Here is a 22,799-nt window from a genome sequence, read left to right as displayed (position 1 = left end):
GTGTATCTCGATCAGAGGATTCGGTTTGCTGACAAGTCTTGGCAGCGATTGACAGTAGTGTCCGGCATGGCCGTTACAGCTTGACGGCGGTGTCGGGGGGCCGGTGACGCAGGCCACAGGCAAACAGCCCCGGGCACTTAGCTCGGTCGATAAACGCGCACATTGGCATGCCCCTCACTGAGCAAATGGTGGGCATGCAGGCGACTCATCACGCCTTTGTCGCAATACAGCAGGTACTGGCGAGTAGGGTCCAGTTCCTTGAAACGAGCGTTCACTGCGTAGAACGGCATCGTCTGTACCTCTATGCCGGCGAGCTCCAGCGGGTCATCCTCGGCGGCATCCGGGTGGCGGATGTCGATGACGATCTGACCGGCCAGCGCTTCGCTGACTTCTTCGATCTGCAAATCCTGGCCCAATTCGTCGATCACCCGATCGATCGGCACCAGTCTGGCGTTTGCGAGCGCACGCTCAAGCACCGCCATGTCGAATTCCTGCTCTTCGTGCTCGACCCGGCCACGCTTGGCGGCGGTCTTCGGGTTGACCGAGATGACGCCGCAGTATTCCGGCATGTGCCGGGCGAAATCACCGGTACCGATCTGGTCGGCCGTGTCGATGATGTCCTGCTTGTGGGCGACGATCAGCGGCCGCAGGACCAGTTTGTCGGTGACGCAATCGATGACCGACAGGTTCGGCAGCGTCTGGCTCGACACCTGGGAAATCGCTTCGCCGGTGACCAGCGCATCGATGTGCAGGCGTTCGGCAATGCTCGACGCTGCGCGCAACATCATACGCTTCAATACGACGCCCATATGACTGTCGTCGACCTTGCCGAGAATTTCGCCCAAGACTTCTTCGAACGGAACACTGACAAATAGCACGCGTTGCGAGCTGCCGTACTTCTTCCAGATGAAATGCGCGACTTCCATCACGCCCAATTCGTGGGCACGGCCGCCCAGATTGAAGAAGCAGAAGTGCGTCATCAGGCCGCGACGAAGGATCTGGTACGCGGCCACCGTCGAGTCAAAGCCGCCGGACATCAATACCAGCGTCTGCTCCAGCGCACCGAGCGGGTAGCCGCCGATGCCATTGTGCTGGCTGTGAATCACGAACAACCGTTTGTCGCGAACTTCGATGCGGACTTCGATTTCAGGCGCTTTCAGGTCGATTCCGGCGGCACCGCACTCACGGCGCAGCTTGCTGCCGACGTATTTTTCGACGTCCATCGAGCTGAACGCATGCTTGCCCGCACGCTTGCAGCGCACCGAGAAAATCTTCCCGGCCAGCGCATCGCCGTAGTGCTGCTTGCACTTTTCGGTGATGTCGTCGAAGTCGCCCAGCGGGTACTCGTCGATCTGCAGAAAGTGCGCGATGCCCGGCATGCAGGTCAGGCGTTCGCCCATCTCTTTCAGGGCCTTGGGGTCGGTGACGCGGGTTTCCAGCTCGAGATTGTCCCACACACCGTTCACCACCACGGCCGGGTCCAGATCGCGGAGCACGGTGCGGATGTTCTTGGCCAGCTGGCGGATGAATTTCGTCCGGACAGGTCGGCTTTTGATGGTGATCTCGGGGAAGACTTTTACGATTAGTTTCATGAAAACAGCGCGCGCAGGGCCAGCCGAAAAAGGGGGGCGCGGATTATAGCGGAAATTGCTCAAGGTTTAACCAGTTAATGTGCAGAAGGTTTTGCACGCACCAAAACGGATCATTTTCGATTTGAGCGCTACATTAAAGGGCGAGATTTTCGCCTTTAAGGCGCTTTCGACCTTTAGAAGCGTGAATTTGGGGCAAAAAACCCATGCTGGGGCACTGGCATGCAATTTGCTCCCTTGTGAGGCAGGTTGCCTTGGCAGAGTATTCGCGCCGGCATCACCACTATTAAGGGCATCCACTACCCGCCCTAATTCACCCGGAGGACACTATGTCGAAGTCGGTTCAACTCATCAAAGATCATGACGTCAAGTGGATTGATCTGCGCTTCACGGACACCAAAGGCACTCAGCACCACGTGACCATGCCGGCTCGCGATGCGCTGGAAGACGACTTCTTCGAAGTTGGCAAGATGTTCGACGGTTCCTCCATCGCTGGCTGGAAAGGCATCGAAGCCTCCGACATGATCCTGCTGCCGGACGACGAAACCGCCGTTCTGGACCCGTTCACCGAAGAGCCGACCCTGATCCTGGTCTGCGACATCATCGAACCTTCGACCATGCAAGGTTACGATCGCGACCCGCGCGCCATCGCCCGCCGCGCCGAGGAATACCTGAAGACCACCGGTATCGGTGACACCGTATTCGCCGGTCCAGAGCCTGAGTTCTTCATCTTCGACGAAGTGAAGTTCAAGTCCGACATCTCCGGTTCGATGTTCAAGATCTACTCCGAGCAAGGCTCGTGGATGTCCGACCAGGACGTGGAAGGCGGCAACAAAGGCCACCGTCCAGGCGTGAAAGGCGGCTACTTCCCGGTTCCGCCGTTCGACCACGACCACGAAATCCGTACCTCCATGTGCAACGCACTGGAAGAAATGGGCCTGACCGTTGAAGTTCACCACCACGAAGTGGCAACTGCCGGCCAGAACGAAATCGGCGTCAAGTTCAACACCCTGGTGAAGAAAGCCGACGAAACCCAGACCCTGAAGTACGTTGTGCACAACGTTGCCGACGCTTACGGCCGCACCGCGACCTTCATGCCGAAGCCGCTGTACGGCGACAACGGTTCGGGCATGCACGTTCACATGTCCATCTCCAAAGATGGCAAGAACACCTTCGCGGGTGAAGGTTATGCCGGCCTGTCCGACACCGCCCTGTACTTCATCGGCGGCATCATCAAGCACGGTAAGGCCCTGAACGGCTTCACCAACCCGGCCACCAACTCCTACAAGCGTCTGGTGCCAGGCTTCGAAGCTCCAGTGATGCTGGCCTACTCGGCTCGCAACCGTTCCGCCTCGATCCGTATTCCTTACGTCAACAGCCCTAAAGGCCGTCGTATCGAAGCCCGCTTCCCGGATCCGGCTGCCAACCCGTACCTGGCTTTCGCAGCGCTGCTGATGGCAGGTCTGGACGGTATCCAGAACAAGATCCACCCAGGCGATGCTGCCGACAAGAACCTGTACGACCTGCCGCCTGAAGAGGCGAAAGAGATCCCGCAAGTTTGCGGCAGCCTGAAAGAAGCTCTGGAAGAGCTGGACAAGGGCCGTGCGTTCCTGACCAAGGGCGGCGTGTTCTCCGACGACTTCATCGACGCTTACATCGCGCTGAAATCCGAAGAAGAAATCAAGGTCCGCACCTTCGTACACCCACTGGAATATGAGCTGTACTACAGCTGCTGATCCGGTAGCGCCGCGCCACGCGGCGTGACAAAAGAGAGGCCTCCTTCGGGAGGCCTTTTTTTATTGGCCGGAATTTGTTGGCGATGCACCACCCTGTGGGAGCGGGCTTGTGGTGTTTGAATACATTTCTGGATGTGCAGCGAGTTGGGCCAACCGCGGCGACTGGCCTATGCTGCAACCCATCGTTTTCGTTTCCGGTCGATTTCATGGGTCGCACCCTTCTCTGTATTTTGCTGCTGATCGCCCTGCCCGCCGCCGCGCAGATCTACAAGTACACCGACGCCAGCGGCAACAGGGTGTACAGCGATCACGCGCCGGACGGCGTGCAGGCGCAGCCGGTGGAGTTGCCGCCACTCAACAGCGTCCAGCCCCAGGCACCGAGCCCGCCCTCTTCAGTCACCCCCAGTCCTGCGCCAGCACGCAATGCCTACGAAGCGCTGGAGCTGACCGGCCTGCCCACCGAAGAAGCCCTGCGCGCCAACAACGGCACCTTCACGGTCAGCGTGCTGATCAAGCCGCGCCTGCAACCGCCGCATCAATTGCGTCTGCTGCTGGATGATGCGCCTTATGGCCAACCGAGCAATGTACCGATCCTGCAACTGGTGAACGTTGACCGGGGCGAGCATCGGCTGGCGGTGCAGGTGATCAATGGCGAGGCGATCATTCAGCAGAGTCCGGCGGTGGTGTTCACCGTGCAGCGGGTGCACAGGCCATGATGCGAGGATTGATTGCCTTGTGCCTGTCGCTGATCGCGTTTGGCGCATCGGCCGAGGTGTTCACTTACGTCGACGCACAGGGCAATCGGGTCTACACCGATCAACCACGGGGCAACGCCAAGCGTGTGCCGCTGGCCACCAGCAATCGCATGGCCTCGAACCCGACCGCCGCTGCACCGGTCACGCCGTCGAAGCAATCAGCTGAGCCGCCGCTGCTCCACTACGACATGCTGCGGGTGCTGATCCCCGAGCCGGACGCGACCATTCGCAGCAGCGCCGGCGAACTGATCGTCAGCGTCACCAGCGAGCCGGGCCTGCAAAAAGGTCATCGGTATCGCCTGCTGCTGGATGGCCAGGCCGTCGGCGAACCCGGCCCAAGCCCGGTGTTCCCGCTGAGCAACATCGATCGTGGCAGCCACAACCTGTCGGTGGAGATCCTCGATGCTCAGGGTCGAACGGTGGAGAAAACCGCCAACCAGCCGTTCCACATGCAGCGCATTTCCCTGGCACAGAAGCGTCAGGTCAAACCCTGCGTCAGCGCCGACTACGGCGTGCGCCCGGAATGCCCGCTGAAAGACAAACCCGCCGAACCGAAAAATCCTTTCCTGCGTTTCTTCTGACGCCGTTCAGCTTTGCGCACTATATTGGTGCAATACATTGCACCGTACTCACATTCCAACCCATTTTGGTTCGAAAGTACCCGCCAGAGCGGTTTGACTGCCACGCAAACGAGCGTCAAACGCCCGTTTCAGGGGTTGAACGCTTCTTTTCGGAGCCTTGGTTTGGTTTTTGCATTTTCCTCGCATCAGCGCTGTATCCCTGCGCGCGCCATGCTCCAAAAGAGGTCCTCATGACCATCAGTGACGCACTGCATCGCTTGCTACTCGACAACCTGACCACCGCCACCATCCTGCTCGACAGCGAATTGCGCCTCGAGTACATGAACCCGGCGGCGGAGATGCTGCTGGCCATCAGCGGCCAGCGCAGCCATGGGCAGTTCATCAGCGAGCTGTTCACCGAGTCCACCGAGGCGCTCAATTCGTTGCGCCAGGCGGTGGAGCAGGCGCACCCGTTCACCAAGCGCGAAGCGATGCTCACTGCCCTCACCGGCCAGACCCTGACCGTGGATTACGCGGTGACGCCGATCCTCAGCAACGGCGCGACCCTGCTCCTGCTGGAGGTCCATCCCCGTGACCGCCTGTTGCGGATCACCAAGGAAGAGGCCCAGTTGTCGAAGCAGGAAACCAGCAAGATGCTGGTGCGCGGCCTGGCCCACGAGATCAAGAACCCGCTGGGCGGCATTCGTGGCGCCGCGCAACTGCTGGCCCGGGAACTGCCGGAAGACAGCCTGCGCGACTACACCAACGTGATCATCGAAGAGGCCGACCGCCTGCGCAATCTGGTCGACCGCATGCTCGGTTCGAACAAACTGCCGTCGCTGGCCCTGTGCAACGTCCACGAAGTGCTGGAGCGGGTCTGCCAACTGGTCGAGGCCGAAAGCCAGGGCTGCATCACGCTGGTGCGCGATTACGACCCGAGCATCCCCGATGTCCTGATCGACCGCGAACAAATGATTCAGGCGGTGCTGAACATCGTGCGCAACGCGATGCAGGCCATCAGCAGCCAGAACGAACTGCGCCTGGGCCGCATCAGCCTGCGCACCCGCGCCATGCGCCAGTTCACCATCGGCCACGTCCGTCATCGCCTGGTGACCAAGATCGAGATCATCGACAACGGTCCGGGCATTCCGGCGGAACTGCAGGAAACCATCTTCTTTCCCATGGTCAGCGGCCGTCCGGACGGTACCGGGCTCGGCCTGGCCATCACCCAGAACATCATCAGCCAGCACCAGGGCCTGATCGAGTGTGACAGCCATCCAGGCCACACCACGTTCTCGATCTTTCTGCCACTGGAACAAGGAGCCACATCGACATGAGCCGTAGTGAAACCGTGTGGATCGTCGATGACGACCGTTCTATCCGTTGGGTTCTGGAAAAAGCCCTGCAACAGGAAGGCATGACCACCCAGAGCTTCGACAGCGCCGATGGCGTGATGAGCCGCCTCGCGCGCCAACAGCCGGACGTGATCATCTCCGACATCCGCATGCCCGGCGCCAGTGGCCTGGACCTGCTGGCACGGATCCGCGAGCAGCACCCGCGGCTGCCGGTGATCATCATGACCGCTCATTCCGATCTGGACAGCGCTGTCGCCTCCTATCAGGGTGGCGCGTTCGAGTACCTGCCCAAGCCGTTCGACGTTGACGAGGCGGTTTCGCTGGTCAAACGCGCCAATCAGCATGCTCAGGAACAACAGGGCCTGGAAGTCGCCCCGACCCTGACCCGCACCCCGGAAATCATCGGCGAAGCGCCGGCGATGCAGGAAGTGTTTCGCGCCATCGGGCGCTTGAGCCACTCCAACATCACCGTGCTGATCAACGGCGAATCCGGCACCGGCAAAGAACTAGTGGCTCACGCCCTGCACCGCCACAGCCCGCGCGCGGCCTCGCCGTTCATCGCGCTGAACATGGCGGCGATCCCGAAAGACCTGATGGAATCCGAACTGTTCGGCCACGAGAAAGGCGCGTTCACCGGTGCGGCCAACCTGCGTCGCGGCCGTTTCGAACAGGCCGACGGCGGCACGCTGTTCCTCGATGAAATCGGCGACATGCCGGCGGACACCCAGACCCGACTGCTGCGGGTGCTGGCCGATGGCGAGTTTTATCGCGTCGGCGGGCATGTACCGGTCAAGGTCGATGTGCGGATCATCGCGGCGACCCACCAGAATCTGGAAACCCTGGTTCACGCCGGGAAATTCCGTGAAGACTTGTTCCACCGCCTCAACGTGATCCGCATCCACATCCCGCGCCTGTCGGACCGTCGCGAAGACATCCCGACCCTGGCCAAGCACTTCCTCAGCCGCGCCGCGCAAGAACTGGCGGTGGAGCCGAAGCTGCTGAAAAGCGAGACCGAGGAGTACCTGAAGAACCTGCCGTGGCCTGGCAACGTGCGCCAGCTGGAAAACACCTGCCGCTGGATCACCGTGATGGCGTCCGGGCGCGAGGTGCACATCAGCGATCTGCCGCCGGAACTGCTGAGCCTGCCGCAGGACTCGGCGCCGGTGACCAACTGGGAACAGGCGCTGCGCCAATGGGCCGATCAGGCCCTGGCACGCGGGCAGTCGAGCCTGCTCGACAGCGCGGTGCCGGCGTTCGAGCGAATCATGATCGAAACGGCTCTGAAGCACACCGCCGGGCGTCGTCGCGACGCTGCCGTGCTGCTGGGCTGGGGCCGGAACACCCTGACCCGCAAGATCAAGGAACTCGGCATGAAGGTCGATGGCGGGGATGATGACGAGGGCGATGAAGGCTGAGATTCAGCGCCAACCTGCACCGCCGCAAGGCACCGTGACCCTTAATCGGGCACGGTCACCGGTCCAGGCTTGCACTGTAAACAGCTGAAAATCCCAACCTGTAAAAAGACGAAGGCCCCGTACTACGGGGCCTTCGTCATTGTGCCGGGCTTTTTTGTTTCAAAACGAGAAAAACTGGCACGCCCCCTGCAGTAACTCCATCAGGTGATTCGATTCACCCACCCTTTCGGGGGCCTTGGTACAGGCAGGCCGGGGATTCCCCTCTTTACACCGGACTCATCGAGTCCACCCTTTTGGGGCCCTTGATACAGGCAGGTCAGGGGTTCCTTCTTTACACCGGCTCAGAACGCGATGCGATGAGCCCGCCCGTTTCGGGAACCTTGGTACAGGCAGGCCGGGGATTCCCTCTTTTATTGCTCCCGGAGATGGATCTCCAGCCGCCAGCGGTCATTGACCGCCTGGCCGGCCCAGTCGCCCTGCAGCGGCCGCGCCGCCACCAGCGTCAGCAACAATCCCCCGTCACTCAACCGCGTCCGCCAGTTCACGTCCTTGCCGTTGAACTTGAGCTGGCCTTTCTGCGCCTGGCCTTCGGCCTCGAACAACAGCGCAACGCTGCCATCGACGATCTCGCCATGCAGCTTCGGCTCGTTGTTGAACCAGACCGCCAGCCCGCCATCGATCACCTCGACCTGCTGCAAAACGGTCGGGTCAGGCGTGGTCAAACGGCCGATCATCATCCCGACCATCACACCGACGATCGCCAGTGAGGCCATCACCCGCGGGAATAGTTTCGAACGCGGATCCGCTTGCGGCGTAGAATGCGCGTCATCTTTACCTTCGGAGCCGTGCATGTTTCACGTCATCCTTTTTCAACCGGAAATTCCGCCGAACACCGGCAACGTTATCAGGCTGTGCGCCAACAGCGGCTGCCACCTGCATTTGATCGAACCGCTGGGCTTCGAGATGGACGACAAGCGCTTGCGCCGCGCCGGTCTCGACTACCACGAGTATGCCACTTTGCAGCGCCATGCCGACCTCGCCAGCTGCCTGGAAAGCCTCGGTCATCCACGGCTGTTCGCCTTCACCACCAAGGGTTCGCGGCCGTTTCACGATGCCGCGTTCGTCCCCGGCGATGCGTTCATCTTCGGCCCGGAAAGCCGTGGCCTGCCGCCGGAAGTGCTCGACGCCTTGCCCGGCGAACAGCGCCTGCGCCTGCCGATGCGCGAAGGCTGCCGCAGCCTGAACCTGTCCAACACCGTGGCAGTGGCCGTTTACGAAGCGTGGCGGCAGAACGACTTCAAATAACACCGCATAACAAATGTGGGAGCGGGCTTGCTCGCGAAGGGGCCNTTATGCCACCTGACACACCGCTTTCGCGAGCAAGCCCGCTCCCACATTGGACTTGCGTCAACGCTCAGATCATTTACTGAACGGTCGGAGTCTCGCCGGACTCCTGCATGCGCTGCAGCTCTTGCGCGTACAGGGCGTCGAAGTTCACCGGGGCCAGCATCAGGGCCGGGAACGAACCGCGGGTCACCAGGCTGTCCAGGGTTTCGCGAGCGTACGGGAACAGGATGTTCGGGCAGAACGCACCCAGGGTGTGGCTCATGGAAGCCGCGTCCAGGTTCTTGATCAGGAAGATACCGGCCTGTTGCACTTCAGCGATGAAGGCCACTTCTTCACCGTTTTTCACGGTGACGGACAGGGTCAGCACGACTTCGTAGAAATCACCTTCCAGGGCTTTCTGGCGGGTATTCAGATCCAGAGCGACCGCCGGATCCCACTGCTGGCGGAAGATCGCCGGGCTTTTCGGGGCTTCGAAGGACAGGTCGCGTACGTAGATGCGCTGCAAGGAGAATTGCGGTGCGGTTTCTTCTTCGCTGGCTGCAGTGTTCTGTTGGTCAGTCATCTCAGATCCTTTCTGATCTTGGGTCTTTTAGGGTTCTTTACGTGTGCAGCAGGTCAGGCCTTGAGCAGCGCGTCGAGCTTGCCGGCGCGCTCCAGGGCATACAAATCATCACATCCGCCGACGTGGGTGTCGCCGATCCAGATCTGCGGCACGGACGTGCGTCCGGCCTTCTGGGCCATGGCGGCGCGCACCTGCGGCTTGCCATCGACCTTGATCTCTTCGAAGGCCACGCCTTTGTTCGCGAGCAGGTACTTGGCGCGCGAGCAGTAAGGGCAGTAATCGCTGGAGTAGACGATGACGTCGCTCATGTCACTTCACCAACGGCAGGTTGTCGCCTTTCCAGCTGGAAATCCCGCCGGACAGCTTGGCGGCGGTGAAGCCGGCTTTCATCAGCTCGCGGGCGTGGGTGCCGGCGGTCTGGCCCAGGGCGTCGACCAGAATGATGGTCTTGGCCTTGTGTTTTTCCAGCTCGCCGATGCGGGCGGCCAGTTTGTCCTGGGGAATGTTCACCGCGCCAACGATGTGACCGGCGGCGTAGTCCTTGCTCGGACGGATGTCCACCACCACGCCGGCTTCCTTGTTGACTAGTGCGGTCAGCTCGCCCGTGCTCAGGCTTTTACCGCCGCCCTGCACCGTATGCGCCAGCAGCAAAGCCAGCAGTACGACGAAGATACCGACAAGAATGTAGTGGTTAGTGGCAAATTCAATCAGGTGAGCAACCATCGAAGGAGGTTCCAGGGCGTTAAAATGTCGGCCAGTATACACAGCCACTATGGTCGGCCAAACCCCGTCCGGCGGTGACGCCGCCGGAACTTCGCTTTAAACTCCAACTCCCTTTTCCATCGCCCTCTTCTTATTAGCCACGAGTGGATTCCATGACTACCACGCCTAAACCTTTGGTCCTGATGATTCTCGACGGCTTCGGTCACAGCGACAGCCCCGAATCCAACGCCGTCTATGCGGCCAAAAAGCCTGTGCTGGATCGCCTGTGGGCCACCGTGCCGAACGGCTTGATCTCGGGCAGCGGCATGGACGTCGGCCTGCCGGACGGCCAGATGGGCAACTCTGAAGTCGGCCACATGAACCTCGGCGCCGGGCGCGTGGTGTATCAGGACTTCACGCGCGTGACCAAAGCGATCCGCGACGGCGAGTTCTTCGAGAACCCGACCATCTGCGCCGCCGTGGACAAGGCCGTGGCTGCCGGCAAGGCCGTGCACTTCATGGGCCTGCTGTCGGATGGCGGCGTTCACAGCCACCAGGATCACCTGATCGCCATGGCCGAACTGGCCTTCAAGCGCGGCGCCGAAAAGATCTACCTGCACGCCTTCCTCGACGGCCGTGACACGCCGCCGAAAAGCGCCGCCTCGTCGATCGAACTGCTCGACGCGACCTTCCAGGCCCTCGGCAAGGGCCGCATCGCCAGCCTGATCGGCCGCTATTACGCCATGGACCGCGACAACCGCTGGGATCGCGTGGCCCAGGCCTACAATCTGATCGTTGACGGCAAGGGAGAATTCAACGCCGCCACCGCCCAGGAAGGTCTGGAAGCCGCTTACGCCCGTGGCGAGAGCGACGAATTCGTCAAAGCCACCAGCATCGGTGAGCCGGTGAAAGTCGAAGACGGCGATGCCGTGGTGTTCATGAACTTCCGCGCCGACCGCGCCCGCGAGCTGAGCCGCGTGTTTGTCGAAGACGGTTTCAAGGAATTCGAGCGCGCACGCCAGCCAAAAGTGCAGTACGTGGGCCTGACCCAATACGCCGCCAGCATCCCGGCCCCCGCAGCCTTTGCCCCCGGCAGCCTGGAAAACGTGCTCGGCGACTATCTGGCGAAAAACGGCAAGACCCAGCTGCGCATCGCCGAAACCGAGAAGTACGCCCACGTGACCTTCTTCTTCTCCGGCGGTCGCGAAGAGCCGTTCCCGGGCGAAGAGCGCATCCTGATCCCGTCGCCGAAAGTCGCTACCTACGACTTGCAGCCGGAAATGAGCGCGCCGGAAGTCACCGACCGTATCGTCGAGGCCATCGAGAACCAGCGCTACGACGTGATCGTGGTCAACTACGCCAACGGCGACATGGTCGGCCATAGCGGCGTGTTCGAAGCCGCAGTGAAAGCCGTGGAATGCCTGGACACTTGCGTCGGCCGCATCGTCGAAGCCCTGGAAAAGGTCGGCGGCGAAGCGCTGATCACCGCCGACCACGGCAACGTCGAGCAGATGGCCGACGAATCCACCGGCCAGGCGCACACCGCGCACACCACCGAACCGGTGCCGTTCATCTATGTCGGCAAGCGTGACCTGAAAGTCCGCGAAGGCGGCGTGCTGGCGGACGTGGCGCCGACCATGCTGAAACTGTTGGGCCTGGAAAAACCGGCGGAAATGACTGGCACTTCGATTCTGGTCTGATATCAAAAACGCCCTGTAATCAGCCTGAAACGGCTTTTTATGACGAACGCCTCAAAGCAGTTGGCTTTGAGGCGTTTTTTTTGCCGCGTCGGGCGGGCATACTAGGCCGTCCCTTACCCTGGTGCCGCCCGCCTCTATGCTTCGCGTCCTGATCGCCCTCGCTCTGACATGCCTGCTCCAACCGGCCTTCGCGGATGAGCGCGCGCAAACCCAACAGCAACTGGACGCCACGCGCCAGGACATTGCCGAGCTGAAAAAACTGCTGGGCAAGCTCCAGGAGGAAAAATCCGGGGTACAAAAGGAGCTCAAGGGCACCGAAACCGAGATGGGCAAGCTCGAGAAGCAGGTCGAAGCCCTGCAGAAAGAGCTCAAGAAGAGCGAGTCCGAGCTGCAGCGGCTCGATGCGGAGAAAAAAAAACTCCAGAGCGCGCGCACTGAACAGCAGCGACTGATCGCCATCCAGGCCCGCGCCGCCTACCAGAACGGTCGCCAGGAATACCTCAAGCTGCTGCTCAACCAGCAGAATCCCGAGAAATTCGCCCGCACCCTCACCTATTACGACTACCTGAGCCAGGCTCGCCTGGAACAGCTGAAGAGCTTCAACGAAACCTTGCGCCAATTGGCCAATGTCGAAAAGGACATCGGCGTGCAGCAGGCGCAGTTGCTGGCGCAGCAAAGCGATCTCGACACTCGGCGCGAAGCGCTCGACAAGGTCCGCAAGGAGCGCCAGCAGGCCCTTGCCAAACTCAATGACGACGTGAAAGCCCGGGACCAGAAACTGGCCGCCCGCGAGCAGGATCAGGCAGATCTGTCTAAAGTCCTTAAAACCATTGAAGAAACCCTGGCCCGCCAGGCTCGTGAGGCAGAAGAAGCGCGACAGAAAGCGCTCATCGCCCAGCAGGAAGCCGAAAAAAAGCGCTTGCGTGAGGCCGAGGCGGAAAACTCCGACGCCCCACGCAAACCTGCCAGATCGACACCCGGCGCCCTGGTATCCAGCGGCGGCGAGACCTTCGGTGGCCCTTTTGCATCAAGTCGGGGAAAACTTCCATGGCCGGTTGATGGTCGACTGCTGGCACGCTTCGGCGAAACCCGTGGCGACGATGCCCGCACCAAGTGGGACGGCGTGATGATCAGCGCCTCCGCCGGCAGCCAGGTGCATGCCGTACACGGCGGGCGCGTGGTGTTTGCCGACTGGCTGCGCGGCGCCGGGCTGCTGGTGATCCTCGATCACGGCAACGGTTTTCTGAGTCTTTACGGTCACAACCAGACGCTACTGAAGTCGGCAGGTGACGTGGTAAAAGCCGGTGAGTCCATCTCCACTGTGGGTAACAGTGGCGGCCAGGACACACCAGCGCTGTATTTCGCAATTCGTCAGCAGGGTCACCCGAGTGATCCGGCGCAATGGTGCCGTGCGCAAGGATAAGCACGCCATCTAATTCAGGAGTTCGTTCGACATGCTGCATTTGTCCCGCCTTACCTCGCTGGCCCTGACGATCGCCCTGGTGATCGGCGCGCCTCTGGCGTTTGCCGCTCAACCGGCTCCGGCCGTCGCTCCGGCAGGTACTGCCGCGACTTCCAAGGCGCCGTTGCCGCTGGAAGAGCTGCGCACCTTTGCCGAGGTCATGGACCGGATCAAGGCCGCCTATGTCGAGCCGGTGGACGACAAGACCCTGCTGGAAAACGCGATCAAGGGCATGCTCAGCAACCTCGATCCGCACTCCGCCTACCTCGGCCCTGAAGACTTCGCCGAGTTGCAGGAAAGCACTAGCGGTGAGTTCGGTGGTCTGGGCATCGAAGTCGGCGCCGAAGACGGCTTCATCAAGGTCGTGTCGCCAATCGACGACACCCCGGCGTCGAAGGCCGGCATCCAGGCCGGCGACTTCATCGTCAAGATCAACGGGGCGCCGACCCGCGGCCAGACCATGACCGAAGCCGTGGACAAGATGCGCGGCAAGATCGGCCAGAAGATCACCCTGACCCTGGTACGCGACGGCGGCACGCCGTTCGACGTGACCCTCGCCCGCGCGGTGATTCAGGTGAAGAGCGTCAAGGCACAGCTGCTCGAATCCGGCTATGGCCTGATCCGCATCACCCAGTTCCAGGTCAAGACCGGCGAGGAGGTCTCCAAGGCCCTGGCCAAGCTGCGCAAGGACAACGGCAAGAAGCTCAACGGCATCATCCTCGACCTGCGCAACAACCCGGGTGGTGTGCTGCAAGCGGCGGTGGAAGTGGTCGATCACTTCATCACCAAAGGCCTGATCGTCTACACCAAAGGCCGGATCGCCAACTCCGAACTGCGCTTCTCCGCCACCGGCAAGGACGAAAGCGAAGCGGTGCCGATGGTCGTGCTGATCAACGGTGGCAGTGCCTCGGCTTCGGAAATCGTCGCCGGCGCCCTGCAGGATCAGAAACGCGCCGTGGTCATGGGTACCACCAGTTTCGGCAAGGGCTCGGTGCAGACCGTGCTGCCGCTGAACAACGACCGCGCGCTGAAGATCACCACGGCGCTGTACTTCACGCCGAACGGCCGCTCGATCCAGGCCCAGGGCATCGTCCCGGACATCGAAGTGCGCCGCGCCAAGATCACCAACGAGGCGGACAGCGACTACTTCAAGGAAGCCGACCTGCAAGGTCATCTGGGCAACGGCAACGGCGGCGCGGACAAACCGACCGGCTCCGGCGGCAAGGCCAAGGCGATGCCGCAGGATGACGATTACCAGTTGGCCCAGGCCCTGAGCCTGCTCAAAGGCCTGAGCATCACGTCCGGCCGTTGAGGATGTCTTTGCGTTTCCTCTTTGTCCTGCTGTGCTGTCTGGCGGGTGCTGCTTACGCAGAACCTGCCAGACCCACACCTCAAAAAGCCTACCTGACGCTGATCATCGACGACCTGGGGCAGAACCTGCCCCGGGATCGCCGCGTGCTGGCCCTGCCCGGCCCGGTCACCACAGCGATCATGCCCGACACCCCGCACGCCACCGAATTCGCCCGCGAAGCCCATCGCGCCGGCAAGGTCGTGATCCTGCACATGCCGATGGACCCGGCCACCGGCCCGTTCGCCTGGCATCCCGAACTGCCCATCGAAGAACTCGAAAAACGGCTGAATGCCGCGTTCAAAATGGTCCCCTACACCGCCGGTATCAACAACCACATGGGCAGTCGCATGACCGCACAGCCGGTGGCCATGGCGTGGTTGATGGGCGAGTTGCAGCGCCGCCACAAGTTCTTCGTCGACAGCCGCACCAGCGCGCAGACTGTGGCAGCGCAGCAAGCGCAAAAGATCGATCTGGCGAGTGTTTCGCGGGATGTGTTTCTCGATGACGAGCGCACAGAAGCGGCGATCCTGACTCAATTGCAGACAGCGATCAGTCTGGCGCACAAGCAGGGTTCGGCCGTGATGATCGGGCACCCTTATCCACAGACGCTGGCAGTGCTGGAGCGGGAACTGCCGAAGCTGAAAGCCCAAGGCATCGAGTGGATCGACATCAAGCAGATGATCAGTGTGCGCAGCAATCGCGCCACGGCCGCGCATGGCAAAGACGGGATTTATCGGTAACAAACCGACACACGCCCATAAATAGTTACCGCCTGACGCCTGCCCTCTTTCCGGATAGTCAGACCTGCCACAGGTCGCAACTCTTTCGAGTTGCCATTCAATTATCAGGATTGACTATGACTACCAACGACAATGCTTCATTGCGAGACAGGCCAATGGAGCCGATCAGGCTCGACAACCTGCTGATCAACTTCACCAGCGAATTCAACCGTATCTGGAACAGCAACGGCACACGGGCCAGGCCCGCCACCTTCTGGCGCCCTGCGCCGGCCCCCGATCTTCTGCCGGGATACTTTCCGCTGGGAGACATCCTCATCCCCAACACCACCTCCATCAACGGCGAAATTGTCGCCGCAGTGGTCTGCGAGGCAACGTTACAAGACGACGGTAACACCAGGGGCAAAGCACTCAGCCGCCCCACCGACTTCGAACTTGTCTGGAAAGAATCCGGATCGGGAGCCGCCACGCGCACTTCAATCTGGCGCCCGATTGCGCCGCAAGGCTATGTCGCCCTGGGTATGACCTGCTCCAGCGATCACGGCAAACCCTCACTCAACGCCATCCGTTGCGTCAGGGCCGATCTGGTCGTTGCTGCCGACCTCGGTGATCTGCTCTGGGATGACAAAGGCAGTGGTGCAACGCTGAACTTCAGCGCCTGGAGCATTGATCCCCCGACCGCCGCGGCGGGCGAAATCTGCTTTGCGCCCGGTACCTTCATTGGCGCCCCGAGCCGCAACAAACCGACAACCGGCCCTTTCGCGTATGCATTACGGATACCGATTCCGGTTCAAGTGAGCGCACCTGCAGAAGCTCCAGTACTGACTGCACACATCAATCCCGAAAGCGCAGTGGCGAAGGTCACGCAGACTGCCCGCCTGCCATGGTTCGCAGTCAGGGATTACACTCAACCCAATGATGGATTTCACCATTCGCGTTACTACGATCTGAAAAGAACCGACCAATATGTGTTGGTCGGGTACGGCCGAAATGCCACGGAACAGGCTCAGTCGATCAAATGGAAAGCGCCAAGGGCGCAAAATGCCGCGGCCATGCGGTTATTCAATCGCCATACCGCCGTCGAATTCACCAAGGCCTGGCCGGCTGCGATGCTCAGTGATATCCGGGCAACAAAGTTTTCGGCGTGCCTGCCGCGGGATTTCACTCACACCGAAACGTCCTCCAGCGAGTGGAGCGAATCGGGCCCTCGGGTCATCATCGCCATGGCGGCGAAACTCAAATCGGTCGCGGTGTATCAGATGGAAAGTCGATACGAGCTGTTCCGGGAGGATGGCACTGAAGTCACCGTCCCGCTTGGTTACACCGATGACACCCGTCTTGTCATGAGTGAATACCCGCCAGAAGCCGTCGAGACAGCAACCCCGATGCCTGTCATGGCGGCAAACCCGTCGACGGAAACCATCACGAGCGGCGCCGGCGTTGTTGCACAATCGTCGCCGGGCTCGTCGACTGCTACAGATAGCGCCCCATGATTTCGTCGACCACGCCTTCCTTGCGCATCTGATCGAGCGCGGTTTGAAGCTTGGCAACGGCTTCGTCCGGTACGTCCTTGTTCAGTGCCAGATACAACTCGGCGCTGTTGAAGCGCAGTACGGTTTTCAGCCCGGTCACGCCATCCTGCCGCGCCAGATAGCGCCCGGCCGGGTCGCCGGTGGCCCACAGGTCGATCTGGCCGCTGACCAGTTTTCTGGCGTTGTCCTGATCACGCAGCACCACTGCCGGCTTCAACCCCTGCTTGGTCAGGGTCTCGGCAATCGCATCGCCCTTATAGGCGCCAATCTTGTATTTGCGCGCGTCGTTGAGGGTTTCGAGGGTGATCTTGCTGTCGGCCTTGGCCAGCATGACCCAGTCGTCCGGGCCGATCGGGCCGACCCACTTGAAGAGTTTTTCGCGATCCGGCAGCCGCGCCATGACGAACGCGCCGTAACCGGGATTCTCCAGCGCCAGCTTGTAGACCCGCTCCCAAGGGAAGCGCAGGGTCAGGCTGTAAGTGATGCCGGCACGCTTGAACATCTCGCGCACGATGTCCGTGGCGATGCCGTTGATATTTTCGTCCTGGGCGAAATTCTTGCCGTTCTTCGCCATGTTGTACGGCGGGAAGTTTTCGGTGAGGAGCACCAGATCGGTGTCGGGACTTTCTTCGGCGTGGCCGGTGTTGATCAACAACACAGAGGCACTGGCGAGGGCGAGAAGCAGGCGTTTGATCATGTCGGGCTACCGAAATCCATGGCGTGCCCAAGAGTGCCTTGGGTACGCCATGCTGTCCACTGGCCTGTATGGATGTTTAACGCATTACGATACCGCGGTGAGCCATGTAGGCCTTTGCTTCCTGAACGGTGTATTCGCCGAAGTGGAAAATACTCGCCGCCAGCACCGCGCTGGCGTGGCCTTCGAGGATGCCATCAGCCAGATGCTGCAGATTGCCGACGCCACCGGAAGCGATCACCGGAATCCCCAGCGCATCGCTGATGGCGCGAGTCACGCCGAGGTCGAAACCGTTTTTCATACCGTCCTGGTCCATGCTGGTCAGGAGGATTTCACCGGCACCCAGGCCTTCCATTTTCTTCGCCCACTCGACCGCGTCGAGGCCGGTCGGCTTGCGGCCGCCGTGGGTGAAGATCTCCCAGCGCGGGGTTTCGCCCGGGCCGGAGACCTTCTTCGCGTCGATGGCGACGACAATGCATTGCGAGCCGAAATGCTGCGCCGCTTCGCCGACGAATTCCGGGTTGAACACGGCAGCGGTGTTGATCGACACCTTGTCCGCACCGGCGTTGAGCAGGTTGCGGATATCCTGCACGGTCCGCACGCCGCCGCCGACGGTCAGCGGGATGAACACCTGGCTGGCCATGCGCTCGACGGTGTGCAGCGTGGTGTCACGGCCATCGACGCTGGCGGTGATGTCGAGAAAGGTAATCTCGTCGGCACCCTGCTCGTCGTAGCGACGGGCGATTTCCACCGGGTCGCCGGCGTCACGGATGTTTTCGAACTTCACACCTTTGACGACCCGGCCGTTGTCCACGTCCAGGCAAGGGATGATGCGTTTGGCCAGCGCCATGGTCAGTCCTCAGCCTTGGTACGAGTCGCAGAAAGCTTGCGCTTCAGCGACGTCGAGAGTGCCTTCGTAGATCGCCCGGCCGGTGATGGCACCGATGATGCCCGGTGCCTTGGCGTCGAGCAGCGACTTGATGTCACCCAGGTTGTGAATGCCGCCGGATGCGATCACCGGGATCTTCGTGGCAGCAGCCAGCGCAGCGGTGAACGGCACGTTGCAGCCCTGCATCATGCCGTCTTTGGCGATGTCGGTATAAACGATCGAGGACACGCCGTCGGCTTCGAACTGCCTGGCCAGGTCGATGACTTGCACGGTGCTGATTTCAGCCCAGCCATCGGTGGCGACAAAACCGTCTTTGGCATCGAGGCCGACAATGATCTTGCCCGGGAACGCACGGCAGGCTTCAGCAACGAACGCCGGATCCTTCACCGCTTTGGTACCGATGATCACGTAGCTGACGCCCGCCTTGACGTAGTGCTCGATGGTTTCCAGCGAACGGATGCCGCCGCCGATCTGGATCGGCAGGGTCGGGTAGCGCCTGGCGATCGCGGTCACCACGTCGCCGTTGACCGGCTGGCCTTCGAAAGCGCCGTTCAGGTCGACCAGATGCAGACGACGGCAACCGCCCTCCACCCACTTGGCAGCCATGCTCACCGGGTCATCGGAGAACACTGTGGAATCTTCCATGCGGCCCTGGCGCAGACGTACGCAGGCACCGTCTTTGAGATCGATAGCGGGAATAATCAGCATCTGGCAAACCTTCAAATTTGAATGTTCAGCTTGGCTCGGAAATCAGTTTTTCTCGAGCGCCCACAGGTCGCTTTCGATGCTTTCAAACCGCTCCTTGAGGTGGGTCTGCACATCGAAAATCGCCCTGTTGTAATAGTGCGGAGCAATTTCGCGGGTAAACAGCTCAAGAATTTCCGCCGCCTCGAACGAACCCAGGTCCAGTTCGAAACGATCCTCCATGAACCGCTGAATCTTGCGGTTGGCCTCGCTCTCCTGCTCGGGAGTGAGGGTCAGGATCGGCGGCTTGGATTTCTTGACGGCCATTTACCAGCGACCGTCCCACGCCGCGAAGTTCTGCAGCAATTGCAGGCCATGGGTATGGCTCTTCTCCGGGTGGAACTGCACGGCGAAACGCGAACCTTCGGCCAGCGCCGCAGCGAAATCGACGCCGTAATGACCGCTGCCGACCACCTGCCGTGCGTTGCCGGCGGCGATGTAGTAGCTGTGCACGAAGTAGAAACGCGCCAGGTCCGGAATGTTGTGCCACAGCGGATGATCCACCGCCTGCTTCACTTCGTTCCAGCCCATGTGCGGGACTTTCAGGTGCTCGCCGTCTTCATGCAAGTCTTTGCCGAAGAACTTCACCGCGCCCGGGAACAGGCCGATGCAGTCGACGCCGTCGTTTTCTTCGCTGGAGTCGAGCAAGGCTTGCATGCCGACGCAGATGCCGAGGAACGGACGGTCCTGGCTGACCTCACGTACCAGCGAATCGAAACCGAGGCGACGGATCTCCGCCATGCAATCGCGAATCGCACCGACACCGGGGAATACCACACGGTCAGCTTCGCGGATCACTGCCGCATCGCTGGTGATCAGCACCTTGCCGGCACCGACATGCTCGAGAGCCTTGGCCACCGAGTGCAGGTTGCCCATGCCGTAATCGATAACTGCAACCGTCTGCATTACAGGACGCCTTTGGTCGAAGGCATCTGGCCGGCCATGCGCTCGTCCAGCTCGACGGCCATGCGCAGTGCGCGGCCGAAAGCCTTGAACACGGTTTCGATCTGGTGGTGGGTGTTGGTGCCGCGCAGGTTGTCGATGTGCAGGCTGACCAGCGCGTGGTTGACGAAGCCCTGGAAGAATTCCTGGAACAGGTCGACGTCGAAGCCGCCAACGGTGGCGCGGGTGTACGGCACGTGCATCTGCAGGCCCGGACGGCCGGAGAAGTCGATCACCACGCGCGACAGCGCCTCATCAAGCGGCACGTAGGCGTGGCCGTAGCGACGGATGCCTTTCTTGTCGCCAATGGCTTGCGCGAAGGCCTGGCCGAGGGTGATACCGACGTCTTCCACCGTATGGTGGTCGTCGATATGCAGATCGCCCTTGCATTGGATATCCAGGTCGATCAACCCGTGACGGGCGATCTGATCCAGCATGTGCTCAAGAAAAGGAACACCGATATCGAATCGGGCCTTTCCGGTGCCATCAAGGTTGATCGAGGCTTTGATCTGGGTTTCCAGAGTGTCGCGCTCGACAGACGCCTTACGTTCGGCCATCACCAGCTCCGCAAAATCATTGGGCGAAAAAGGCAGCCATTATAGGGGCGCGGGGCAGAAACAGAAACACGATAGGTGGAATGACTGACGGATAGAACCCCGTGCTGTCGGGGATAGACATGTCCATACAAGCCATTTCGGACAGCCCAAAACAACTGTGGGAGCGAGCCTGCTCGCGATGAGGGTCGTACATNCGACTGTCAGACCGCTATCGCGAGCAGGCTCGCTCCCACAGGATTTGGCGCTGACCTGAAGATTTTCAGGCCAGCGCTTGGCTACTTAGTGGAACAGAACCGCCGTCTTCTGCAGGGTCACCCACACACCCCACGCCAACGGAATCCCCACCACCAGCCACGCAGCGATCGCCAACGGCTTGCTGCCCGGCGCGGCTTTCCACTCCAGCACGGTGCTGCCGTCAGCACCCTTGTCGTGGCCCAGCGCCTGTTCGGCCGCCAGTTCGGCGTCGGTCATGAAGTACTTGTCGGCCACCGGGCGTACCAGCAGGTTGCACAGGAAACCCAGCACCAGCAGGCCGGCGAGGATGTACAGGGTGATGTCGTAAGCGGCGGCGCGTTCAACGCCGATGCTCAGCTGATACTCACGCAGGTAGTTCACCAGCACCGGACCCAGCACGCCAGCGGCAGCCCAGGCCGTCAGCAGACGACCGTGGATCGCGCCGACCATTTGCGTACCGAACAGGTCGGCCAGATACGCCGGAACGGTGGCGAAACCACCGCCGTACATCGACAGGATGATGCAGAACGCCGCCACGAACAGCGCAACGTTGCCCAGGTGACCGAGGTTCGGGATCAGCGCGTACAGCGCAAAACCCAGTGCGAAGAACACGAAGTAAGTGTTCTTGCGGCCCAGGTAGTCCGAGAACGAGGCCCAGAAGAAACGACCGCCGATGTTGAACAGGCTCAGCAGACCGGTGAAACCGGCCGCAATTGCAGCGATGGAAGCCAGTTGACCGGCGTCCAGCTGACCGAACGGCAGATCGTTACCCAGCAGCTTGCCGCCGAACACTTCCTGCAACAGTGGCGAAGCCATGCCGAGGATGCCGATACCGGCGGACACGTTCAGGCACAGCACCAGCCACACCAGACGGAATTGCGGGGTTTTCCACGCCACGTTCACGTGAACGTGACGGTGGGTGATCATCGCGTTCGACGCTTTCTTCGCCGGCGCGGTCCAGCCTTCAGGCTTCCAGCCGGTTGGCGGTACGCGGTACGCCAGCGCGCCACCGATCATGAACACGAAGTAGATCGCGGCCATGGCCACGAAGCTCTGCCACACGCCGACACCGGTTGGCGAAGCGAAGTGACTCATCAGAGCGGTCGCCAGTGGCGCACCGACCATCGCGCCACCGCCAAAACCCATGATCGCCATGCCGGTCGCCATGCCGCGCTTGTCCGGGAACCACTTGATCAGGGTCGACACCGGCGAGATGTAGCCCAGGCCCAGACCGATACCGCCGATCACGCCGGAGCCGATCCACATCAGCCAGATCTGGTGGGTATAGATACCCAGCGCAGAAATCAGCAGACCGCCGCACCAGCAAAGTGCCGATACAACACCGGCCTTGCGAGGACCTGCATGTTCGAGCCAGCCGCCCCAGATCGCTGCCGAGCAGCCGAGGAAGATGAAGAACAGGGTGTAGATCCAGCCGAGCATGGAGATCGGCCAGTCGCATTGCGACGAGAAGACTTGTGCGATGAAGCTCATGTCCGGTGCGCAAGCCACCGGAGCAGTGACGCCCAGCGCCTTGGACAGCGGCAACCAGAACACCGAGAAGCCGTAGGCCATGCCGATGCACAGGTGAATGGCCAGAGCGGCCGGCGGGACCAGCCAACGGTTGAAACCGGGCTTGGCGATGATGCGTTCCTTGGACAGGAACCCGGGCTGATCGGCTTTGAAGCCGTCCGCCGTAATGGTCGTGCTCATTGTGTATCCCCCAATTATTAGTATGGTTCGCCAGCCACTGCCCACCCCGGCCTTTATGCACGCAGGCATGACCGTTTTTTGCGGGTGAAGCTCCTTGAAAGCGCGACGTTAAGTCGCAGATGGGCGGACGAACGGGCGAAGGTTACCATTTGCACGTGACAGAAAAACCAAACTGATATCACCTTTTTCATGTCATCTGATCTCAGGACGCCCGGGAACCCCGATG

General features: G+C 61.1%; 23 protein-coding genes. 11 read left to right on the top strand and 12 right to left on the bottom strand.

From position 1 onward, the window contains the following. Positions 1-137: 137 nt before the first annotated feature. Complete coding sequence (gene thiI, locus ACTJK9_RS09045) at positions 138-1,592, bottom strand: tRNA uracil 4-sulfurtransferase ThiI (protein WP_085684040.1); 1,455 nt, start codon at positions 1,590-1,592, stop codon at positions 138-140. A gap of 326 nt (positions 1,593-1,918) precedes the next feature. Here thiI and glnA point away from each other — a divergent pair, with 326 nt between their 5' ends. The 5 genes from glnA (at position 1,919) to ntrC (ending at position 7,410) form a co-directional block, all read left to right on the top strand. Next, on the top strand, positions 1,919-3,325 hold the full coding sequence (glnA, locus tag ACTJK9_RS09040) for a glutamate--ammonia ligase (RefSeq protein WP_011332032.1): 1,407 nt from the start codon (positions 1,919-1,921) through the stop codon (positions 3,323-3,325). 206 nt (positions 3,326-3,531) lie between these two features. Further along, a complete protein-coding gene (locus tag ACTJK9_RS09035; protein ID WP_085611165.1) occupies positions 3,532-4,041 on the top strand; it encodes a DUF4124 domain-containing protein in 510 nt (169 codons plus the stop codon). After that, a complete protein-coding gene (locus ACTJK9_RS09030) occupies positions 4,038-4,661 on the top strand; it encodes a DUF4124 domain-containing protein (protein ID WP_440813417.1) in 624 nt (207 codons plus the stop codon). Before ACTJK9_RS09035 ends, ACTJK9_RS09030 begins: the two co-directional genes overlap by 4 nt. Positions 4,662-4,891: 230 nt before the next feature. Next, the gene (gene glnL / locus ACTJK9_RS09025; protein ID WP_007952516.1) at positions 4,892-5,977 is read left to right on the top strand and encodes a nitrogen regulation protein NR(II); all 1,086 of its coding nucleotides are present in this window, start codon (positions 4,892-4,894) and stop codon (positions 5,975-5,977) included. Then, the gene (gene ntrC, locus ACTJK9_RS09020) at positions 5,974-7,410 is read left to right on the top strand and encodes a nitrogen regulation protein NR(I) (protein ID WP_007952518.1); all 1,437 of its coding nucleotides are present in this window, start codon (positions 5,974-5,976) and stop codon (positions 7,408-7,410) included. Before glnL ends, ntrC begins: the two co-directional genes overlap by 4 nt. A 410-nt stretch (positions 7,411-7,820) precedes the next feature. Here ntrC and ACTJK9_RS09015 read toward each other — a convergent pair whose 3' ends face one another. Beyond that, complete coding sequence (locus ACTJK9_RS09015) at positions 7,821-8,261, bottom strand: hypothetical protein (RefSeq protein ID WP_440813414.1); 441 nt, start codon at positions 8,259-8,261, stop codon at positions 7,821-7,823. On the opposite strand from ACTJK9_RS09015, the gene ACTJK9_RS09010 reads away from it, so the two are divergent. Then, positions 8,260-8,715, top strand: coding sequence for a tRNA (cytidine(34)-2'-O)-methyltransferase (locus ACTJK9_RS09010; protein ID WP_007952520.1), 456 nt, complete (start codon positions 8,260-8,262; stop codon positions 8,713-8,715). The two genes, ACTJK9_RS09015 and ACTJK9_RS09010, sit on opposite strands and share 2 nt — an antisense overlap. Positions 8,716-8,833: 118 nt before the next feature. On the opposite strand, the gene secB is transcribed toward ACTJK9_RS09010, so the two are convergent. The 3 genes from secB to ACTJK9_RS08995 are packed head-to-tail and all read right to left on the bottom strand — an operon-like array spanning position 8,834 to position 10,042. Further along, positions 8,834-9,319 carry a protein-export chaperone SecB gene (secB, locus tag ACTJK9_RS09005; protein ID WP_007909233.1) on the bottom strand — a complete coding sequence of 162 codons (486 nt, stop codon included), beginning with the start codon at positions 9,317-9,319 and terminating at the stop codon, positions 8,834-8,836. Between the two features lie 53 nt (positions 9,320-9,372). Further along, a complete protein-coding gene (gene grxC, locus ACTJK9_RS09000; RefSeq protein WP_007952522.1) occupies positions 9,373-9,627 on the bottom strand; it encodes a glutaredoxin 3 in 255 nt (84 codons plus the stop codon). Between the two features lies 1 nt (position 9,628). Continuing rightward, a complete protein-coding gene (locus tag ACTJK9_RS08995; protein WP_007952524.1) occupies positions 9,629-10,042 on the bottom strand; it encodes a rhodanese-like domain-containing protein in 414 nt (137 codons plus the stop codon). A gap of 152 nt (positions 10,043-10,194) precedes the next feature. Between ACTJK9_RS08995 and gpmI the strand changes: the two genes are divergently transcribed. The 5 genes from gpmI (at position 10,195) to ACTJK9_RS08970 (ending at position 16,764) form a co-directional block, all read left to right on the top strand. Then, positions 10,195-11,721, top strand: coding sequence for a 2,3-bisphosphoglycerate-independent phosphoglycerate mutase (gpmI, locus tag ACTJK9_RS08990; protein ID WP_064592833.1), 1,527 nt, complete (start codon positions 10,195-10,197; stop codon positions 11,719-11,721). A gap of 136 nt (positions 11,722-11,857) precedes the next feature. Then, the gene (locus tag ACTJK9_RS08985) at positions 11,858-13,144 is read left to right on the top strand and encodes a murein hydrolase activator EnvC family protein (RefSeq protein WP_440813410.1); all 1,287 of its coding nucleotides are present in this window, start codon (positions 11,858-11,860) and stop codon (positions 13,142-13,144) included. Between the two features lie 31 nt (positions 13,145-13,175). Further along, on the top strand, positions 13,176-14,495 hold the full coding sequence (locus ACTJK9_RS08980) for a S41 family peptidase (protein WP_011332024.1): 1,320 nt from the start codon (positions 13,176-13,178) through the stop codon (positions 14,493-14,495). A gap of 2 nt (positions 14,496-14,497) precedes the next feature. Beyond that, on the top strand, positions 14,498-15,274 hold the full coding sequence (locus tag ACTJK9_RS08975) for a divergent polysaccharide deacetylase family protein (RefSeq protein ID WP_085647987.1): 777 nt from the start codon (positions 14,498-14,500) through the stop codon (positions 15,272-15,274). Positions 15,275-15,390: 116 nt separating this feature from the next. Then, positions 15,391-16,764 carry a Vps62-related protein gene (locus ACTJK9_RS08970; RefSeq protein ID WP_440813407.1) on the top strand — a complete coding sequence of 458 codons (1,374 nt, stop codon included), beginning with the start codon at positions 15,391-15,393 and terminating at the stop codon, positions 16,762-16,764. Here ACTJK9_RS08970 and ACTJK9_RS08965 read toward each other — a convergent pair. The 7 genes from ACTJK9_RS08965 to ACTJK9_RS08935 form a co-directional block, all read right to left on the bottom strand. Beyond that, on the bottom strand, positions 16,745-17,500 hold the full coding sequence (locus ACTJK9_RS08965; RefSeq protein WP_440813405.1) for a substrate-binding periplasmic protein: 756 nt from the start codon (positions 17,498-17,500) through the stop codon (positions 16,745-16,747). The genes ACTJK9_RS08970 and ACTJK9_RS08965 overlap by 20 nt on opposite strands. Positions 17,501-17,576: 76 nt before the next feature. Continuing rightward, positions 17,577-18,347: an imidazole glycerol phosphate synthase subunit HisF gene (gene hisF, locus ACTJK9_RS08960; protein WP_007897430.1), complete on the bottom strand. Its 771-nt coding sequence runs from the start codon at positions 18,345-18,347 to the stop codon at positions 17,577-17,579. 9 nt (positions 18,348-18,356) lie between these two features. Next, entirely contained in the window at positions 18,357-19,094 is a 738-nt protein-coding gene (gene hisA / locus ACTJK9_RS08955; protein WP_440813403.1) for a 1-(5-phosphoribosyl)-5-[(5-phosphoribosylamino)methylideneamino]imidazole-4-carboxamide isomerase, read from the bottom strand. A 42-nt stretch (positions 19,095-19,136) separates the two neighbouring features. Beyond that, positions 19,137-19,397, bottom strand: coding sequence for a DUF2164 domain-containing protein (locus tag ACTJK9_RS08950; protein WP_011332018.1), 261 nt, complete (start codon positions 19,395-19,397; stop codon positions 19,137-19,139). Beyond that, the gene (gene hisH / locus ACTJK9_RS08945) at positions 19,398-20,036 is read right to left on the bottom strand and encodes an imidazole glycerol phosphate synthase subunit HisH (RefSeq protein WP_440813401.1); all 639 of its coding nucleotides are present in this window, start codon (positions 20,034-20,036) and stop codon (positions 19,398-19,400) included. It lies immediately after the preceding gene. Continuing rightward, a complete protein-coding gene (gene hisB, locus ACTJK9_RS08940; protein ID WP_039764670.1) occupies positions 20,036-20,629 on the bottom strand; it encodes an imidazoleglycerol-phosphate dehydratase HisB in 594 nt (197 codons plus the stop codon). Before hisB ends, hisH begins: the two co-directional genes overlap by 1 nt. A 279-nt stretch (positions 20,630-20,908) precedes the next feature. Then, on the bottom strand, positions 20,909-22,573 hold the full coding sequence (locus tag ACTJK9_RS08935; protein WP_039764668.1) for an OFA family MFS transporter: 1,665 nt from the start codon (positions 22,571-22,573) through the stop codon (positions 20,909-20,911). Positions 22,574-22,799 lie beyond the last annotated feature (226 nt).

Source organism: Pseudomonas sp. 22082 (assembly GCF_052046055.1).
Taxonomy (GTDB): Bacteria; Pseudomonadota; Gammaproteobacteria; order Pseudomonadales; family Pseudomonadaceae; genus Aquipseudomonas; species Aquipseudomonas pharyngis.
Note: the sequence above shows the minus strand (reverse complement) of the source record. Positions and strands in the feature narration are given on the sequence as shown.

Coding starts and splice junctions, on each gene's coding strand:
- grxC (WP_007952522.1), bottom strand. CDS start 9,627: ATGAGCGACGTCATCGTCTACTCCAGCGATTACTGCCCTTACTGCTCG.
- ACTJK9_RS08965 (WP_440813405.1), bottom strand. CDS start 17,500: ATGATCAAACGCCTGCTTCTCGCCCTCGCCAGTGCCTCTGTGTTGTTG.
- ACTJK9_RS08995 (WP_007952524.1), bottom strand. CDS start 10,042: ATGGTTGCTCACCTGATTGAATTTGCCACTAACCACTACATTCTTGTC.
- ACTJK9_RS08985 (WP_440813410.1), top strand. CDS start 11,858: ATGCTTCGCGTCCTGATCGCCCTCGCTCTGACATGCCTGCTCCAACCG.
- ACTJK9_RS09010 (WP_007952520.1), top strand. CDS start 8,260: ATGTTTCACGTCATCCTTTTTCAACCGGAAATTCCGCCGAACACCGGC.
- ACTJK9_RS08970 (WP_440813407.1), top strand. CDS start 15,391: ATGACTACCAACGACAATGCTTCATTGCGAGACAGGCCAATGGAGCCG.
- ACTJK9_RS08975 (WP_085647987.1), top strand. CDS start 14,498: ATGTCTTTGCGTTTCCTCTTTGTCCTGCTGTGCTGTCTGGCGGGTGCT.
- ACTJK9_RS09030 (WP_440813417.1), top strand. CDS start 4,038: ATGATGCGAGGATTGATTGCCTTGTGCCTGTCGCTGATCGCGTTTGGC.
- hisB (WP_039764670.1), bottom strand. CDS start 20,629: ATGGCCGAACGTAAGGCGTCTGTCGAGCGCGACACTCTGGAAACCCAG.
- thiI (WP_085684040.1), bottom strand. CDS start 1,592: ATGAAACTAATCGTAAAAGTCTTCCCCGAGATCACCATCAAAAGCCGA.
- ntrC (WP_007952518.1), top strand. CDS start 5,974: ATGAGCCGTAGTGAAACCGTGTGGATCGTCGATGACGACCGTTCTATC.
- gpmI (WP_064592833.1), top strand. CDS start 10,195: ATGACTACCACGCCTAAACCTTTGGTCCTGATGATTCTCGACGGCTTC.
- ACTJK9_RS09015 (WP_440813414.1), bottom strand. CDS start 8,261: ATGCACGGCTCCGAAGGTAAAGATGACGCGCATTCTACGCCGCAAGCG.
- ACTJK9_RS08935 (WP_039764668.1), bottom strand. CDS start 22,573: ATGAGCACGACCATTACGGCGGACGGCTTCAAAGCCGATCAGCCCGGG.
- ACTJK9_RS09035 (WP_085611165.1), top strand. CDS start 3,532: ATGGGTCGCACCCTTCTCTGTATTTTGCTGCTGATCGCCCTGCCCGCC.
- hisF (WP_007897430.1), bottom strand. CDS start 18,347: ATGGCGCTGGCCAAACGCATCATCCCTTGCCTGGACGTGGACAACGGC.
- glnA (WP_011332032.1), top strand. CDS start 1,919: ATGTCGAAGTCGGTTCAACTCATCAAAGATCATGACGTCAAGTGGATT.
- glnL (WP_007952516.1), top strand. CDS start 4,892: ATGACCATCAGTGACGCACTGCATCGCTTGCTACTCGACAACCTGACC.
- ACTJK9_RS08950 (WP_011332018.1), bottom strand. CDS start 19,397: ATGGCCGTCAAGAAATCCAAGCCGCCGATCCTGACCCTCACTCCCGAG.
- hisH (WP_440813401.1), bottom strand. CDS start 20,036: ATGCAGACGGTTGCAGTTATCGATTACGGCATGGGCAACCTGCACTCG.
- secB (WP_007909233.1), bottom strand. CDS start 9,319: ATGACTGACCAACAGAACACTGCAGCCAGCGAAGAAGAAACCGCACCG.
- hisA (WP_440813403.1), bottom strand. CDS start 19,094: ATGCTGATTATTCCCGCTATCGATCTCAAAGACGGTGCCTGCGTACGT.
- ACTJK9_RS08980 (WP_011332024.1), top strand. CDS start 13,176: ATGCTGCATTTGTCCCGCCTTACCTCGCTGGCCCTGACGATCGCCCTG.